14 protein-coding genes and 1 tRNA gene are annotated in these 15,286 nt (G+C 68.5%); 8 read left to right on the forward strand and 7 right to left on the reverse strand.

Annotation, left to right across the window (positions count from 1 at the left end; all coding sequences use genetic code 11):
- The first annotated feature begins 253 nt into the window (after positions 1 to 253).
- From JOE57_RS13790 to egtD, 7 genes are all read left to right on the forward strand, one after another.
- Positions 254 to 1,447: an extracellular solute-binding protein gene (locus tag JOE57_RS13790; protein WP_239579781.1), complete on the forward strand. Its 1,194-nt coding sequence runs from the start codon at positions 254 to 256 to the stop codon at positions 1,445 to 1,447.
- Between the two features lies 1 nt (position 1,448).
- Positions 1,449 to 2,375: an ABC transporter permease subunit gene (locus JOE57_RS13795; RefSeq protein WP_204918832.1), complete on the forward strand. Its 927-nt coding sequence runs from the start codon at positions 1,449 to 1,451 to the stop codon at positions 2,373 to 2,375.
- Between the two features lie 13 nt (positions 2,376 to 2,388).
- The gene (locus JOE57_RS13800; RefSeq protein ID WP_204918834.1) at positions 2,389 to 3,264 is read left to right on the forward strand and encodes an ABC transporter permease subunit; all 876 of its coding nucleotides are present in this window, start codon (positions 2,389 to 2,391) and stop codon (positions 3,262 to 3,264) included.
- 110 nt (positions 3,265 to 3,374) lie between these two features.
- Positions 3,375 to 4,589, forward strand: coding sequence for an ergothioneine biosynthesis glutamate--cysteine ligase EgtA (egtA, locus tag JOE57_RS13805; protein ID WP_204918836.1), 1,215 nt, complete (start codon positions 3,375 to 3,377; stop codon positions 4,587 to 4,589).
- Positions 4,586 to 5,914 carry an ergothioneine biosynthesis protein EgtB gene (gene egtB, locus JOE57_RS13810; RefSeq protein ID WP_204918838.1) on the forward strand — a complete coding sequence of 443 codons (1,329 nt, stop codon included), beginning with the start codon at positions 4,586 to 4,588 and terminating at the stop codon, positions 5,912 to 5,914. The genes egtA and egtB overlap by 4 nt, the downstream gene beginning before the upstream one ends.
- A complete protein-coding gene (egtC, locus tag JOE57_RS13815; protein WP_204918840.1) occupies positions 5,914 to 6,651 on the forward strand; it encodes an ergothioneine biosynthesis protein EgtC in 738 nt (245 codons plus the stop codon). Before egtB ends, egtC begins: the two co-directional genes overlap by 1 nt.
- Before the next feature lie 30 nt (positions 6,652 to 6,681).
- Complete coding sequence (gene egtD, locus JOE57_RS13820; protein ID WP_338041314.1) at positions 6,682 to 7,677, forward strand: L-histidine N(alpha)-methyltransferase; 996 nt, start codon at positions 6,682 to 6,684, stop codon at positions 7,675 to 7,677.
- A 6-nt stretch (positions 7,678 to 7,683) separates the two neighbouring features.
- Here the strand turns inward: egtD and JOE57_RS13825 are convergent, their stop codons facing one another.
- From JOE57_RS13825 to JOE57_RS13855, 7 genes are all read right to left on the reverse strand, one after another.
- The gene (locus JOE57_RS13825) at positions 7,684 to 8,718 is read right to left on the reverse strand and encodes a synaptic vesicle VAT-1 family membrane protein (protein WP_204918843.1); all 1,035 of its coding nucleotides are present in this window, start codon (positions 8,716 to 8,718) and stop codon (positions 7,684 to 7,686) included.
- 45 nt (positions 8,719 to 8,763) lie between these two features.
- Positions 8,764 to 9,408 (reverse strand): 3-keto-disaccharide hydrolase, encoded by a 645-nt coding sequence (locus JOE57_RS13830; protein ID WP_204918844.1) that lies wholly within the window; start codon positions 9,406 to 9,408, stop codon positions 8,764 to 8,766.
- A gap of 182 nt (positions 9,409 to 9,590) precedes the next feature.
- Positions 9,591 to 9,666: transfer RNA gene (locus JOE57_RS13835), tRNA-Lys, on the reverse strand.
- A gap of 60 nt (positions 9,667 to 9,726) precedes the next feature.
- Positions 9,727 to 11,274, reverse strand: coding sequence for a phytoene desaturase family protein (locus tag JOE57_RS13840; RefSeq protein WP_204918846.1), 1,548 nt, complete (start codon positions 11,272 to 11,274; stop codon positions 9,727 to 9,729).
- Between the two features lie 3 nt (positions 11,275 to 11,277).
- Positions 11,278 to 12,162 (reverse strand): aldo/keto reductase, encoded by an 885-nt coding sequence (locus tag JOE57_RS13845; RefSeq protein WP_204918848.1) that lies wholly within the window; start codon positions 12,160 to 12,162, stop codon positions 11,278 to 11,280.
- Positions 12,163 to 12,296: 134 nt separating this feature from the next.
- Positions 12,297 to 13,022 (reverse strand): type 1 glutamine amidotransferase, encoded by a 726-nt coding sequence (locus JOE57_RS13850; protein ID WP_204918850.1) that lies wholly within the window; start codon positions 13,020 to 13,022, stop codon positions 12,297 to 12,299.
- Positions 13,023 to 13,025: 3 nt separating this feature from the next.
- Positions 13,026 to 14,177 (reverse strand): Mur ligase family protein, encoded by a 1,152-nt coding sequence (locus tag JOE57_RS13855; RefSeq protein WP_204920459.1) that lies wholly within the window; start codon positions 14,175 to 14,177, stop codon positions 13,026 to 13,028.
- A gap of 657 nt (positions 14,178 to 14,834) precedes the next feature.
- Between JOE57_RS13855 and JOE57_RS13860 the strand changes: the two genes are divergently transcribed.
- Positions 14,835 to 15,119 (forward strand): hypothetical protein, encoded by a 285-nt coding sequence (locus JOE57_RS13860; protein ID WP_204918852.1) that lies wholly within the window; start codon positions 14,835 to 14,837, stop codon positions 15,117 to 15,119.
- Positions 15,120 to 15,286: the final 167 nt, after the last annotated feature.

The raw sequence follows: 15,286 nt of genomic DNA on the forward strand, positions 1-15,286 counted from the left end.
CCGCTGGTCGTCATTCGTTATACCTTTCTTGAACAGCCAGTTTTTTCACAGGTTCGAAGCTGAACAGGGCGCTCCGGGCTATCGGGACTCATGAACATCATCTGGAGGATCAATGCCGATTCCGCGTAGCAGTCGCCGCTCCTTTCTCGGGCTCGCCGCGCTGGCCCCGCTGGCTGCCGCCGGCCTCTCTGCCTGCGGGACGTCGGGTCCAGCCGGTTCCTCCGGCGGGAAGAGTGGTGCCGGCACCGCCAGCATGTGGGCCTTGAGTGGTCAACCGAACGAGGACATCCAGAAGAACTCGGTGGCCGCGTTCAACAAGCTGGGCAAGGGCACGATGAACGTGACCTTCTTCCAGAACGACGCGTACAAGACCAAGATCCGCACCGCGGTCGGTGCCGGTCAGGCCCCGACGATGATCTACGGCTGGGGTGGCGGCATTCTCAAGTCCTATGCGGATGCCGATCAGGTGGAGGACCTGACCAGCTGGCTGAAGGACAACGCCGACTTCAAGGACAAGTTCCTGGACGCCACCTGGGGTTCTGCCACCTTCGACGGCAAGATCTTCGCGATTCCGTGCAACAACACCCAGCCGATCGTCATGTACTACAACAAGACCCAGTTCGAGAAGGCCGGTGCGGACCTGCCGAAGAGCTGGGACGACGTGATGAACCTGGTTGACGTGTTCAACGGTAAGGGGGTTGCCCCGTTCTCCCTGGGTGGACAGTCGAAATGGACCTCCATGATGTGGCTGGAGTATCTGCTGGATCGGATCGGTGGACCCGAGGTGTTCAACGCGATCTTCGCGAACAAGTCCGACGCCTGGTCCGACGATGCCGTCATCCAGACCGGCCAGAGGGTGCAGGAGCTGGTCAAGGCGAAGGGGTTCATCAAGGGGTTCTCCTCGATCGCAGCCGACTCCAACGCTGATCAGGCCCTGCTCTACACCGGCAAAGCGGCCATGATGCTGCACGGTGGCTGGGCCTACGGTGGCATGAAGAGCGCTCAGCCGGACTTCGTCAAGAACCATCTCGCCTTCTCCAACTTCCCGACCATCGCCGGCGGCAAGGGAGATCCGAAGAACACTGTCGGGAACCCGGCCAACTACTGGTCGATCTCGGCAAAGGCCAGCGAAGACGAGAAGAAGGTCGCCAAGGCGTACCTCACCGACGGGCTGTTCACCGATAAGGACATCGACGCCTACATCGCCAGTGGCGGCCTGCCAGTGGTGAAGGCGGCGCAGTCCAAGCTGGCCGGCTCGGACAACCCGGAGTTTCTCCAGTTCATCTACGAGCTGAGCAGCCAGGCGCCGAACTTCCAGCAGTCCTGGGACCAGGCGCTCAGTCCGACGCAGGCCGATGCGCTGTTGAACAACGTCGACCAGTTGTTCCTGCTGCAGATCACGCCGGAGAAGTTCGCCAGCAACATGAACGCCACCCTGGGGAAGTGACGTGGCTGCTCTCGCCTCCGTTGCGGGCGCACCGGACCAGACCAGCGAGAGCAGGCGGGTCGGCGAGGCGCCGCTGGACCTGCTGGTCCTACCGGCGTTGATCTTCTTCGTCGCCTTCGCGCTGATCCCGCTGGTCGGTGTGGTGGCGCTCAGCTTCACCTCCTGGGACGGCATCAGCGCCATCACGTATGCCGGCACCGGAAGCTGGACGCAGGTCCTGAACGACCCCGGCACCTACCATGCGATCTGGCTGACGTTCAAGATCATGATCGTGTCCTGGCTGGTGCAGACCCCGGTGAGCATGCTGCTCGGCGTGTTCGTTGCCGGGCACGAGCGCTATCGCGCGGTGCTGGCCGTGCTGTACTTCCTTCCGTTGCTGCTGTCCTCGGCTGCCGTGGCGATCGCCTTCAAGTCCCTGCTGGACCCGAACTTCGGGCTCAGCGCGGGTCTGCATCTGCCCTTCCTTTCCCAGGACTGGCTCGGCGACCCCACTCTGGTGTTCTTCGTGGTGATCTTCGTGATCGCCTGGCAGTTCGTTCCCTTCCACACGCTGCTGTACCAGGGCGGCGTCCGCCAGATCCCAGCGTCACTGTACGAGTCGGCGCAGATCGATGGTGCCGGCCGCGTCCGGCAGTTCTTCTCGATCACGCTGCCCCAGCTCAAGTACACGATCATCACCTCATCCACCTTGATCCTGGTGGGTTCGTTGACGTACTTCGACCTGATCTTCGTCCTGACTGGTGGTGGTCCCGGCAACGCGACCCGCATCCTGGCCCTGGACATGTACCTGCGTGGTTTCAAGGCCAACCAGATGGGTGCGGCAAGTGTCATCGCGGTGATTCTGGTCTTCGTCGGGCTGGCTCTCGCGCTCGGCATCCAACGCATCGGCGGCCGCGACCGAGCCGCCAGCCAGCTGGAAGGGCTGTGACGACGTGACGACCGTGGCTGCACAGGCGCAGACAACCAGCCAGGCAGCGCCGCCCACGCGTCGGGGCCGACGGTCTCGGCGGCGCAACTATCTCGGCGGCCTGCTCGGCTGGATCTGGCTGGCGGTGATCATCCTGCCGATCTACTACGCGGTGATCACCACCTTCAAGAACCAGGGCGACTACTTCACCCAGAACCCGCTGGCTCCGCCGATGCCACCGACGATGCAGGCCTACGGCGACGTGCTGAGGGCGGGCATTGGACGCTACTTCCTCAACTCGGTCATCGTGACGGTCGGCTCGGTCATCCCGATCGTGCTGTTCAGCTTCATGGCCGCCTACGCCATCGTCCGCGGCAACAGCCGGTTCCTCCGACTCTGCCGGGCCCTGTTCCTGCTCGGGCTCGCCATTCCGTTGCAGGCGACGATCATCCCGATCTATCTGATGATCACCCGGTTGCACATGTATGACTCGCTGGGTGCGCTGGTGTTGCCGTCGATCGCCTTCGGGGTGCCGCTGACGGTCTTGATCCTGAGCACGTTCCTGCGTGACGTGCCCAAGGAGCTGTTCGAGTCGATGCGGCTCGACGGCTGCACCAGCTGGCAGATCGCCTGGCGGCTGGCGTTCCCGCTGACCCGTCCGGCGATCGTCACGGTCAGCATCTACAACGGGCTGAACGTGTGGAACGGCTTCCTGTTTCCGCTGATCCTGACCCAGAGCCCCGACCTCCGGGTGATGCCGCTGGCGTTGTGGGCGTTCCAGGGGGAGTACAGCGTCAACATCCCGGCCGTGCTGGCAGCCGTCGTGCTGTCGACGCTGCCGATCCTGGTGCTGTACGTGGTCGGCCGCCGGCAGCTCCTCAGCGGACTCACCGCGGGGTTCGGCAAGTAGGTCTGCCGCTCGCGCCGGCGGCGTGGACAGCCCAGCATCCACCCCGGTCGAGTGTCAGGGGTGGGCTGTAAGTTACCCGTACGCGCAACGCTGTGCGGCGAGGAGGCTCGATGTCAGACGGTCGGCGGGTGCACGACGCGGATCAGGTCCACGGTTATGTGCAGCGCATCTGCTTCAAGACGGGTCCGCCGGGACGAGTGGGCGCGGAGCTCGAGTGGATCGTCGCGCGCCCGGAGGAGCCGGAGTCCGTCGTTCCGGTGACCACCCTCCGCTCCCTGCTGGACGACGTCGGAACGTTCCCGGGCGGTAGCCGGTGCACGCTTGAGCCCGGCGGTCAGGTCGAGCTGAGCTCCCCGCCCGCTGCGGAGATGGGTCGATGCTGCGCCGCCCTCGACCGCGATGTCGCCCATCTGCAGGCGATCCTCAGCCGCGCCGGGCTGGCCCTGGTCCCGTCGGCCATCGACCCGGACCGGGCGCCGCTCCGTCAGCTCCACCAGGCCCGCTACGACGCGATGGCGGCCTATTTCGACACTCTCCCGCACGGGTTCGACGCGATCCCTGACGGGCTCGGTCGAGTGATGATGTCGTCCACCGCCGCGGTCCAGGTCAACCTGGAAGCAGGGACTGACCCCACGGACATCGCCCGCCGTTGGGACCTGCTGCACCTGGTCGGCCCCACCGTCAGCGCCGCCTTCGCCAACTCCCCGGTGCTCAACCGCCGCCGGACCGGCTGGAAGTCCACCCGGCAGGCGGTCTGGCTGCATCTGGATCCGGACCGCACGCACGCACCTGTCGGCGACGATCCCGCCACGGCCTGGGCTGACTACGCCCTGGCAGCGCCAGTGATGATGGTGCGCACCAGCGGGGGACCGTGGCTGGCGTCGCCGGGCTTCACCTTCGCTGACTGGGTCGGCGGCCGGGTCGCGGGCCTGCCGGGTCCAACGGAGGACGACCTCGCCTACCACCTCAGCACCCTGTTCCCGCCGGTGCGCCCGCGTGGTTGGTTCGAGGTCCGCTTCATCGACGCGCAGGCTCCGCAGTGGTGGTCGGTGCCGGTCGCGGTGCTGGCCACCCTGATGGCTGACCCGGCCGCCGCCGACGCCGCTGCCGAGGCGTGCGCGCCGGTGGTGGGCGCCTGGACGACGGCGGCCCGCTGCGGTCTGGAGGATCCGGCCCTGGCCCGAGCCGCGCTGGCACTGTTCGACGCGGTCGAGCGGTCGGTGGTCGACTCGACGCTCAAAGCCGCCGTCGCGAAATTCACCGATCACTACGTCGCTCGGGGTCGCACGCCCGCCGACGACGCTGCCCGAAAGGAGCCCTCATGACGGCGCTGGACCCAGCCACTGCCGACCCCGGACAGTTGAAGGAGTTCGTCGCCACCGAGCTGCAGCGAGTCAGGGACCGCTCCTTCGGCCTGACCACCGCCGTCCTCGACGACGACGACCTCACCAGGCAGCACTCCGCCCTGATGTCGCCGCTGGTCTGGGACCTGGCCCACGTCGGCAACTATGAGGAGCTGTGGCTGCTGCGCGAGACGGCGGGGCTCGAGGCGATGCGGCCGGACATCGACGACCTCTACGACGCCTTCGAGCATCCGCGGTCGGAACGCCCGAGCCTGCCGCTGCTGTCACCCGCGGAGTCCAGCGACTATGTCGACCTGGTCCGGCGGAAGGTGCTGGACTCCCTGGAGACCGTCAGCTTCGAGCCGGCCGTGCCGCTGCTCGACGCCGGGTTCGTCTACGGAATGGTGCTGCAGCACGAGCACCAGCACGACGAGACGATGCTTGCGACCCATCAGCTGCGTCGAGGACCCCAGGTGCTCCCGGTGGGGGAGGCGATGCCGGCACCGCGGGCCGTGACCTGGCCCGCCGAGGTGCTCGTGGAGGCCGGCGAGTTCATGATGGGCACCTCCACCGACCCGTGGGCGTACGACAACGAGCGGCCGTCCCGCGCCGTTTTCCTGCCGCCGTACTGGATCGACACCACACCGGTCTCGGTCGGCGCCTACCGGAGCTTCGTCGAGGACGGTGGCTATGACGACGCCCGCTGGTGGAGCACGGGCGGTTGGGAGTGGCGCTGCCGCTCCGGCAAACGGGCTCCGGCGTTCTGGTTCCAGGAGGGGGAGTCGTGGCAGCGGCGGAGGTTCGGCGTGGTGGAGCCACTGCCGGACGACGAGCCCGTGCAGCACGTCTGCTGGTTCGAGGCCGAGGCGTACGCCCGCTGGGCCGGACGGCGGCTGCCGAGCGAGGCGGAATGGGAGAAAGCCGCCTCCTGGGATCCCGCCACCGGCACCAAGCGCCGGTTCCCCTGGGGCGACCAGCCGCCGTCCGCCGAGTACGCGAATCTCGGGCAGGCGCGCTTCCGCCCCAGCCCGGTCGGATCGTTCCCCGCCGGCGCCTCGGCGGTGGGCGCACTGCAGCTGCTCGGCGACGTGTGGGAGTGGACGGCCAGCGACTTCACCAGTCATCCCGGCTTCTGCATGTTTCCCTATCCGGAGTATTCCGAGGTCTTCTTCGGTTCCGACTACAAGGTGCTTCGCGGAGGCTCCTGGGCCACCGACCCGCTGGCCTGCCGAAACACGTTCCGCAACTGGGACTACCCGATCCGCCGCCAGATCTTCGCCGGCTTCCGTACCGCCAGGGACGCCTGATGTGCCGTCACCTGGCTTGGGTCGGCGAGCCGGTGACGCTCGCGTCACTGATCCTCGAGCCGGCCTTCTCCCTGCTGCGGCAGTCCTACGCACCCCGGCACCAGCAGCACGGTGTGGTCAACGCGGACGGTTTCGGCGTCGGCTGGTATCCGGGGACGCGACCGGAGCCAGTGCGGTACCGACGGGCGCAGCCGATCTGGGGCGACTCGTCCTTCGCCTCGCTGGCACCCACCATCGCCTCGCGCTGCGTGCTGGGCGCGGTCCGTGACGCCACCCCCGGTTTCGCCTCCTCCGACGAGTCGTCGGCCGCGCCCTTCACCCACGGTCGCTGGCTGTTCAGCCACACCGGGGCTCTGGCCGACTGGCCCCGTGCACGCAAGGCGTTGCTCGATCGGACGCTGGACATCCCAGAGGCGGCGGCCCCGGTGGACTCCGCCCTGCTGTTCGGCGTCGCCGTCTCCGCCTGGTCGGCCGGGGCATCGCTGGCGGAGGGACTTGCCGAGTCTCTGCAGGCGGCGCTGGGGGCTGGCGGTGGCCGGCTCTCCTTCCTGGCCACCGACGGCGAGCGGGTGGCGGCCACCTGCTATGGGGACCCGCTGTTCTGCCACCAGAGTGCCGGTGGTGTGCTGCTGGCGTCGGAGCCGATCGATGATTCCCCGGGGTGGCGGGAGCTCCCGGCCGAGTCGCAAGTGCAGGCCGACCCGGCCGGCATCGAAGTCCTTGCCCTGAACACCTGAACCTGTCCTTCCCAAACGAATGGAGGCCCTGTGGCCGACAGCACTGCCACCCTGCGCATCGACGTCTTCCTCGCGCCAGCCGACCTGCAGGCGGCGATCAGAGTCGACGTCCGCCGAGGTCTCACCAGCCGGCCGAAAGGGCTGCCGCCGAAGTACTTCTACGACGCCCGGGGGAGCGAGCTGTTCGAAGACATCACCCGGTTGCCCGAGTACTACCCGACACGGACCGAACGCGCCATTCTCGAGGCCTACGGTGACGAGATCGCCCGGCTGTCCGGTGCGGACACCCTGGTCGAGCTGGGTTCGGGGTCCTCGGAGAAGACCAGGCTGCTGCTCGACGCCCTGGCCCGGGCCGGGCATCTGCACAGGTATGTCCCGGTCGACGTCAGCGACAGCGCGCTGCAGGGCGCGATGACCTCGCTGGCCGGGGACTATCCGGATCTCGAGCTGCACGGCGTGGTCGCCGACTTCGAGGAGCACCTCGACAGGCTCCCGACCGGAGGCCGCCGCATGGTCGCGTTCCTCGGCAGCACCATCGGCAATCTCGAGCCGCGGGCCCGGCATGCGTTCCTGGCGATGATCCGGCGCGGTCTCGGTCCGGAGGACACGCTGCTGCTGGGCACCGACCTGGTGAAGGACACCGCCCGGTTGGTGGCGGCCTACGACGACTCCGCGGGGGTGACCGCAGAGTTCAACCGCAATGTGCTGCGGGTGATCAACAGGGAGCTCGCGGCCGACTTCGACCCTGCCGCGTTCGACCACGTCGCCCGGTGGAACGCCGAGGAGGAGCAGATGGAGATGTGGCTGCGGGCCCGGGTGCCGATGGTGGTGGACGTTGCGGCGCTGGACCTGGAGGTGCGATTCGAGACCGGCGAGGAGCTGCGGACCGAGATCTCCGCCAAGTTCCGGAAGGAACCCCTCAGCGAGGAGCTGGAGGCCGCCGGTTTCGTCACGCAGGGATGGTGGACCGACCCCGACGGTGACTTCGCCCTCACCCTGGCCCGGCCACGGACGACCCAGAGGTAGCAGGCCCTAGACGGGGGTGAGGACCACCTTGCCGATGTTGCGCCGTTCGGCGAGGTAGCGGTGGGCGTCGGCGGCCCGCGCGAAGGGGAAGGACTTCGCGATCACTGGGCTCAGCCGCCCGCTGGCCAGATCCGCGAGCAGCGGTGAGGTGATCCGGTCCATGCCGCCTTCACGACGCCACCAGCTCAGCAGGTTGAGCCCGAACACGCCTCGGTTCTGGTTCAGCAGCCGGCCTGCGTTCCACCAGGGCATGGTGGACGTGGGAATCCGCAGCATGCCCCGAATCGCGGCTCGAAGGCTGCGCCCGTCCTCGTTCAGTGCCTCAGACAGCCCGAACATGATCAACCGCCCACCGGGTCGCAGGATCCGGTAGTCCTTGCGGAACGAGGTGGGTCCCATGGCGTCCATCACCACGTCGACACCTTCACCGCTGGTCAGCCGTCGCACCTCGGCCTGGAAGTCCTGGGTGTGATAGTCGATGGGATGGTGTACGCCGTTGGCCCTGAGGGCGGCGTGCTTGGCGGCGGAGGCGGTACCGAAGATCTCCGCGCCCACGTTGCGGGCGATCTGCGTGGCGGCGATGCCCACTCCGCCGGCAGCCGCATGGATCAGCACGCGCGTGTCCTCGCGTAAGCCGCCCATGATGATCAGCGCGGCATAGGCGGTCCCGTAGTTCACACAGAAGGCGGCGCCCTGCTCGAAGCTGAGGGCGTCCGGCATCGGGAAGACGTCCCTGGCCCGGGCCGTGGCGAGTTCGGCCTGCCCCCCGAACCGTGTCCCCGCCATCACCCGCTGGCCGACCGAGAACCCGGTGACATCGGCGCCGAGCGCCTCCACCACTCCGGCCACCTCGTAGCCCAGGACGCAGGGCTTGTCCGGTGTCGCCGGGTAGAGGCCGACGCGGGCCATGGTGTCGGCGAAGTTGAGTCCCGCGGCGCGGACCGCGATCCGGACCTCCCCGGCTCCCACGGCCGGGGTCGGCCACTCGCGGACTTCCAACACCTCAGGGCCGCCGGTCCGGGTCAGCACCACAGCCTTCATGGCACGAACCTACTCGCTCTGCCGCGGTCTGCTCCGCGGACCCATCTACTCCGAGGACAAGGTGAGTAGCCGTTCGGCCAGGTCGCCGGTGGTGACGCGGAGGTCGGTGAAGCGGAACTCCTGCGGTTCCTGGTTCGCGTGCAGCTGAAGGCCGATCGGGCTCGGGTGCAGCCGTCCGGGTTCGTCGGTGAAATCGAAGATCTCGGTGCCGTTGGCGGCCATCCGGATCCGGTCGCCGAGCACGAGGATCTCGATCGCGTTCCAGTCGCCGATGTGCTCGGCGTCGTGGTTCCAGAAGGTCGGGTAGCCGGCCGGTACGACCCGCGACCGACCGTAGGCGTCGAAGATGCCCCAGTCCTGGCAGAACATCAGCAGCGGACCGCGGAAGCCGTACGGGTCGCCGGCGTCGGTGAACCGCTCACCGCAGGCCGCCACCGCGGAGTGCATGGTCGAATAACCGGGGCCCACGGTCTGCCGTACCCGCAGGGTGAGCCGAAAGTCGGTGAACGTCTCGTCGCTGAACAGGTAGGTGCTGGTCGGGACGACACCGTCGTTGCGAGCGACGATGGCTCCGTCCTCGACCGACCAGAGAGCGGGGGCGCCGCTCCAGCCCGTCAGATCCGCGCCGTTGAAGAGGCCGCGCGCTGCGGCCGCGTCGCCGCCGGTGGTGGTCTTACTGTCCGTTGTCATGGAGCCGATCATGACAGGCCGGCCGAGACGGCGTCGTCTGGGTTGTCTGCGGCCTCCGCGTTCCGAGCATGATCCTTGGCACCATGGGTTTCGGCGGCACTGGCTGGGCGACACCCTGAGGCAAGATCGATGTCAAGGGCGCACCCAGGCAGATCGGACTGGCCACTGGCCGGGTCGAACGGTGGTGCGCCGCGAGGGAATCGAACCCCCAACCCGCTGATTAAGAGTCAGCTGCTCTGCCAATTGAGCTAGCGGCGCGCGAGAGGAAACATTAGCAAAGGCCCCGCGAAACCCGAAATCGACCACCAAGACGTCGCGTCAGTCCGCGTCGAGCACCGCCATCGCGGCGTTGTGCCCGCCCAGACCGCTGACGGCCCCGCCCCGAGTGGCACCGGACCCGCAGAGCAGGATCCCCGGATGACCGATGGCCACCCCCCAACGTTTGCCCGGGGTATCGGCCGGAGCGCCATCAGCCAGCCACGGCCAGGCCAGGTCGCCGTGGAAGATGTGGCCGCCGGGCATCCCCACCGCCGCCTCGATGTCGAGTGGTGTCATCACCTCGACGCAGGGCTGACCCTGGGCGTCCACGGCCAGGCAGTCGTCGAGCGGCTCGGCCAGCACCTGCTGCAGGCTGCCCAGGGCCTTGGTCCTGACCTCTTCGCGAGCGCCGTCGGGGTCGCTGCGGAACAGCCGGGCGGGCGTGTGCAGCCCGAACAGCGTGAGGGTGTGATAGCCGGCTCGCTGCAGCTCCGGGCTGAGGATCGAGGGGTCGGTCAGGCTGTGGCAGTAGACCTCGCAGGGGACCGGGTCCGGGATCTGTCCGGCCTCGGCCTCGGCGTACGCCGCCTCCAGCCGTCCATACCCCTGGCCGAGGTGCAGGGTGCCGGCGAAGCCGATCCGCGGGTCGATGCCGGAACGGAACCGGGGCAGCCTTCGGACCACGATGTTGATCTTGGTCTGACTTCCCTCCGGCTCCTCGTCGTCGTTGCTGCCGAGCAGTCGCGCCAGCACCGCGGGGGCGCAGTTGACCAGAACGTGCCGCGCGTGCAGCTCCGAACCGTCGGCGATCCGGACGGTGCCGCCGCCGGCCGGGTCGGGTGTCAGTGCGGTCACCGCTGCCTTGGTACGGAGGGTCGTACCGGCTGCGACGGCGGCTCGGTGCAGCGCAGCGGCTACCGCACCCATGCCACCCACCGGCACCTTCCACTCACCGGTACCGTTGCCGATCACGTGATAGAGGAAGCAACGGTTCTGTCGCAGGGACGCGTCGTGGGCACGGGTGAAGATGCCGATCAGGGCATCTGTCAGCAGGATCCCGCGGAGGGTGTCGTCGGTGAGCGTCGACTCCAGCAGCTCGCCGATCGGCCGCTCGACCAGGCTGCGCCACAGCTGCGGATCGACGCGTCGGCGCAGCTCGGAAGCGCGGGGGAGGGGCGAGGTCAGGGTCGGCGCCACCACGGCCGCGAACTCTTTGATGGCCTGCTCGAGCTGACGCCAGGCTTCGTAGTCGGCGTCGTCACCCGTGGCTGCTGTGAACGACTCTCGTGTCGCTGCACCCTCCTCGCGTTCGACCAGCACGCCGCCCTCGCCGACCGGCGTGTAGGAGGCGACCGGTCGCGACCTCAGCTCGAGGTCCAGGCCGAGGTCGTCGATGATCGACTGCGGCAGAACCGAGACGAGGTAGGAGAACCGCGACAGCCGGGCATCGACGCCGTCGAACACCTGGGCGCTGGCGACAGCGCCGCCGAGGGTGTCGCGGGCCTCCAGCACCGTGACCGAGCGACCGGCCCGGGCCAGGTAGCTGGCGGCGACCAACCCGTTGTGGCCGCCGCCGATGATGATCACATCACCATGATCAGCTGGCATCGCTCACCGAGGTCCGCCGGTGGCCGAGCACCGGTCCAGCTCCTCACCGCTGAGCACGAGCTGGGTGGCGAGGGCGGAGTCGATGATCGACTCCGGCCGGCTGGCCCCAGGGATGGGGATCACATGATCACCGAGGCTGAGCTCCCAGGCGAGGACCACCTGCTGCGGGCTGACGCCGTGATCCCGGCCGATCTCGGCGAACGCGGCGTACCGGTCGCCGATCTCCTTGGCCGCGCTGCCGGTGCCGCCCAGTGGGCTCCAGGGCAGGAACGCGACGCCGTGCTTGCCGCACAGCTCCAGTTCGTCCTGCGAGGAGCGGAACCTGGGCGAGAACTCGTTCTGGACGCTGGCCAGACCGCCCTCGCCGAGCACCTCGAGGGCGACCTCGATCTCCTCCACGTTGGCGTTGGAGATGCCGACAGCCTTGATCTTGCCCTCGTCCTGGAGCTGCTTGAAGGTCTCGACCACCTCGCCGTACACCCGCCAGCGGTCCGGCCGGTGCCACTGGTAGAGGTCGATGACGTCGACGTCGAGCGCCCGCAGCGAGGCCTCGACGGCCTTCCGCAGATACTCCGGCGACCCGTCCCGGCCCCACTGCTCGCCCTCGGCGCGGGTGATTCCACCCTTGGTCCCGACGATGACGCCGTCGGTGCTGCCGCCGTACGTCTTCAGGGCCTTGCCCACGATCTGCTCGTTGTGGCCCATCGTGTCCCAGCTCGGGGCATAGATGTCGGCGGTGTCGATGTAGGTGACGCCGGCGTCGAGCGCGGCGTGCACGGTGGCGAGGGCCTGGGCCTCGTCCGGCCTGGCGTTGTTGCCCATGGAGAGCGGCATGGCGCCCAGCCCGATGGCGGAAACGGTGAACGGTCCAAGTGTGCGTGTCTGCATGGTGTGCAGGCTATCGGGTGGGCCACGAAGCCAAGAAAACAGTCACTGAGCCAGGGGAATCTCCCTGGCTGAGTGACTGATTCCCAAGCCGACTTGGGAAACCGACACCCGCACGCCCCCGGCCCAACGCGGGGTCAGCGGGCGGAGCGGCGGACCGCGACCAGCCGCTGTCGGCGCAGCTCATCCAGCTCGGGCCGGGGGAGTGGCGGAAGGGTGGTGTCCAGGGCGAGCCCGAGCACATGGTCGGCCAGGGCCGGGTTGCGGGCCAGCACGGGTCCGTGCGGGTAGGTCCCGATGACGGTGCCGGCGACGGCCCCCTCGGTGCCGTCATTGCAGTTGCCGACGCCGATCTCGACCCGGGCGAGCGGCCGGGCCGACGGGCCGAGCCGGGTGTAGCCGCCATGGTTCTCGAACCCGGTGATCCACTGCTCGTCGCCGTCATGTCCCTCCCAGCGGGTCAGGATCTCACCGACCGCACGGACCGGACCCCGGGTGGTGGTGACGTCCAGCAAACCCAGGCCCTCGATGGCCTCCTCGTTGTCACCGACGGTGAACGAGCGGCCGACGATCTGATAGCCGGCGCAGACCGCGAACACCACCGCACCGCGGTCGACAGCACGGTGCAGCCCGCCGTCGGCCTGCAGCGCCCGGACGGCCGAGATCTGGGCCGAGTCCTCGCCGCCGCCGAGCAGATAGACCGAGCCGGTGTCCGGCAGCGGGTCGCCCGGCTCGACCACGGTCAGCACCGGGTCGTAGCCGTGCCAGGCCAGCCGCTTCGCCAGCACGGTGGCGTTGCCGCGGTCGCCGTAGATGCCGAGCAGGGACTGATAGACGAGGACGATCTCGACGCGTTCGGCCATGGCCTAGACGCCTCCCATCTTGCGGAGCTTCTGGAACGGGGTGTAGGTGGCGATCACGTCGACCGGGGCGAGGTGGCCGGCCAGTGCGGCGGTCAGGTCCGGTACGCAGCGGTGCTCGACTCCGGCGTACGTCAGCCGTACCGCCAGGTCCTGGGCGCGCGGACCGGTCGCCACCACGGTACGGCCGGCGAGCTGCTCGAAGTCCACGTCCCACAGCCAGGACACGTCGCGGCCGTCGGCGGCCGCCGAGTCGATCGCCAGGATCACGGTGTCGGTCTGCGCCAGAGGCAGAGCCTCGGCCCAGCCGGCCGGGTTCTTGGCCAGCAGCAGCCGGGCGGTGGTCTCGCCGTACCGGGCGGTGGCGAACCGGCCGGCCGGCGAGGTGACCGTACGCATGCCGACCAGGGCGGTGTCGGCGTCGATGCCCATCAGCTGGGCCGCTGCCAACGCACAGGCCGCGTTGGAGACGTTGAACGAGCCGGGCACGTTGAGCTGCGGGTCCCAGCGGTGGCCCTCGGGGTCGACGATGCTGCCGTCGACCACCGCATAGTCCGCCTTCGGCTGCGCCAGCTCACAGCCGGTGCAGTGCCAGTCGCCGCCGGTGCCCGCCTCAGGGTCAGGTTGGTCACGCACCAGGTTGGCCCCGCAGTTCGGGCACAGGGAGGCATCCTGGATCCAGGTTGTGGCCGTGTCGACCCAGATCACCTTGCGGGCCGTCTGGGCGGCCCACACGATCAGCGGCTCGTCCGCGTTGGCGACGACCACCGGTCCGTCCAGGCCAACCGCGTCGAGCGCGTTGCGCCAGCTCCGGCCGAGGCCCTTGATCTCGTGGTGCCGGTCCAGCTGGTCACGGCTGAAGTTCAGCAGCACCAGCACCTCCGGTCGGCCCAGCCGGACCATGTCGGCGACCACCCGTTCGTCGGTCTCGAGGATCGCGATGTCGGCCCGCGGCCGCTCAGAGAGTGCCGAGGCGATGCCATGGTGCAGGTTGGCGCCGTCGGCGTTGTGCACCAGGCGATAGGTGTCCCGGCCGAGCGAGGCACGGACGGCGGCGGCCAGGAAGTGCGTGGTGGTGGTCTTGCCGTTGGTCCCGGACACCATCGCCACCCGCTTGCCCACCAGCAGCTTGGCCAGCGCCTGCGGGTCGAGCTGCATCATCACCTTGCCGCGAATGGACGCCCCGCTGCCGCGGCCGGCGATCTTCGATGCGGTCGCTGCCACCCGACCGGCCAGGGTGGCGGCCTTCAGCCGGACGGTGGCCGTCGGCCGGCGGGAGCGGAGCCGGCCGGCCCGGGAGCCGTGGTCTTCGTTGGGGGATGGGGCCATAGCGTCGTCGTCGCCTGTCGTCGTCGGGGGTCGTACGGGAGTCGGGCCGTCACGCGGCCGGGTCAGGGCCGGCCTCAGCTGCCGGCGGCTGCGCCGGTGGCTGCAGCGCCAGTATCTCATTCGGGTGGACGGCGGCCCTGAAGGTGCGCTTTCGCGTCCACAGGCAATGCACAGCGGAGGCAGTGCGCCGTCTGGACCTCGGGTACGGCTCACCGGGGGCACCATCGGGTGGACCACGTCGCCCCGCTGAACGTGGACAGAAATGACTGTGGGCCGTACCCCGAAGGGCACGACCCACAACTCACCACGGGGTGCCTGGGTAGCACGTTCGGCAACTCCTCCCCGAAGACAAAGACCCTAGTTAACCGCATGAATCGTGGGGTCTACGAGGTCTCCCGGCGTCCCCAGATTAGCGCTCCGAGGGACGATCGGGGGCCAGTCGTGAGGACTGTCGAGACGGCTCAAACTTTTCTGACCGCTGCTGAGGTGGACTTTCTCGTCGGCGACTACCTGGCCGGGATGGGCGTCAAGCAGCTCGCCGAGCGGTACGGAATCCATCGTGCCACGGTGTTCTCCCACCTCCGCCGCCGGAACGTGCCGAGTCGTCGACCGGGGCTGGGCTTCGACGAGAAGGCGGAGGCCGTGCGGCTGGCGCGAGCAGGTGTCTCGATGCGGGCGATCGGTCGCCGGATGGGCGTAGACCGCAAGGCCGTGCGAGCGGCGCTGGTCGAGGCTGGGCTCATCATGGACAACACCAGCCAACGTTCGTGAGCAACGTTCGGACAGCTGCCGCGATTTGGCCTGGACAATGGGCCCGAGATGGCCCAATCTGGCGGTCTGTGTGTGTCGAACCTGGCGAAGACTGAACGACGGAGCGCCACGTATGGTTCATAGAATGACGGAATCACGACTAGAAGTGAAGTTACGTGCTATGGTCT

Origin of the sequence: Microlunatus panaciterrae (assembly GCF_016907535.1) — a bacterium.
In the GTDB taxonomy this organism is placed as follows: domain Bacteria; phylum Actinomycetota; class Actinomycetes; order Propionibacteriales; family Propionibacteriaceae; genus Microlunatus; species Microlunatus panaciterrae.

Coding starts and splice junctions, on each gene's coding strand:
- JOE57_RS13790 (WP_239579781.1), top strand. CDS start 254: ATGTGGGCCTTGAGTGGTCAACCGAACGAGGACATCCAGAAGAACTCG.
- egtA (WP_204918836.1), top strand. CDS start 3,375: ATGTCAGACGGTCGGCGGGTGCACGACGCGGATCAGGTCCACGGTTAT.
- egtB (WP_204918838.1), top strand. CDS start 4,586: ATGACGGCGCTGGACCCAGCCACTGCCGACCCCGGACAGTTGAAGGAG.
- egtC (WP_204918840.1), top strand. CDS start 5,914: ATGTGCCGTCACCTGGCTTGGGTCGGCGAGCCGGTGACGCTCGCGTCA.
- JOE57_RS13825 (WP_204918843.1), bottom strand. CDS start 8,718: ATGAAGGCTGTGGTGCTGACCCGGACCGGCGGCCCTGAGGTGTTGGAA.
- JOE57_RS13830 (WP_204918844.1), bottom strand. CDS start 9,408: ATGACAACGGACAGTAAGACCACCACCGGCGGCGACGCGGCCGCAGCG.
- JOE57_RS13840 (WP_204918846.1), bottom strand. CDS start 11,274: ATGCCAGCTGATCATGGTGATGTGATCATCATCGGCGGCGGCCACAAC.
- JOE57_RS13845 (WP_204918848.1), bottom strand. CDS start 12,162: ATGCAGACACGCACACTTGGACCGTTCACCGTTTCCGCCATCGGGCTG.
- JOE57_RS13850 (WP_204918850.1), bottom strand. CDS start 13,022: ATGGCCGAACGCGTCGAGATCGTCCTCGTCTATCAGTCCCTGCTCGGC.
- JOE57_RS13855 (WP_204920459.1), bottom strand. CDS start 14,177: ATGCAGCTCGACCCGCAGGCGCTGGCCAAGCTGCTGGTGGGCAAGCGG.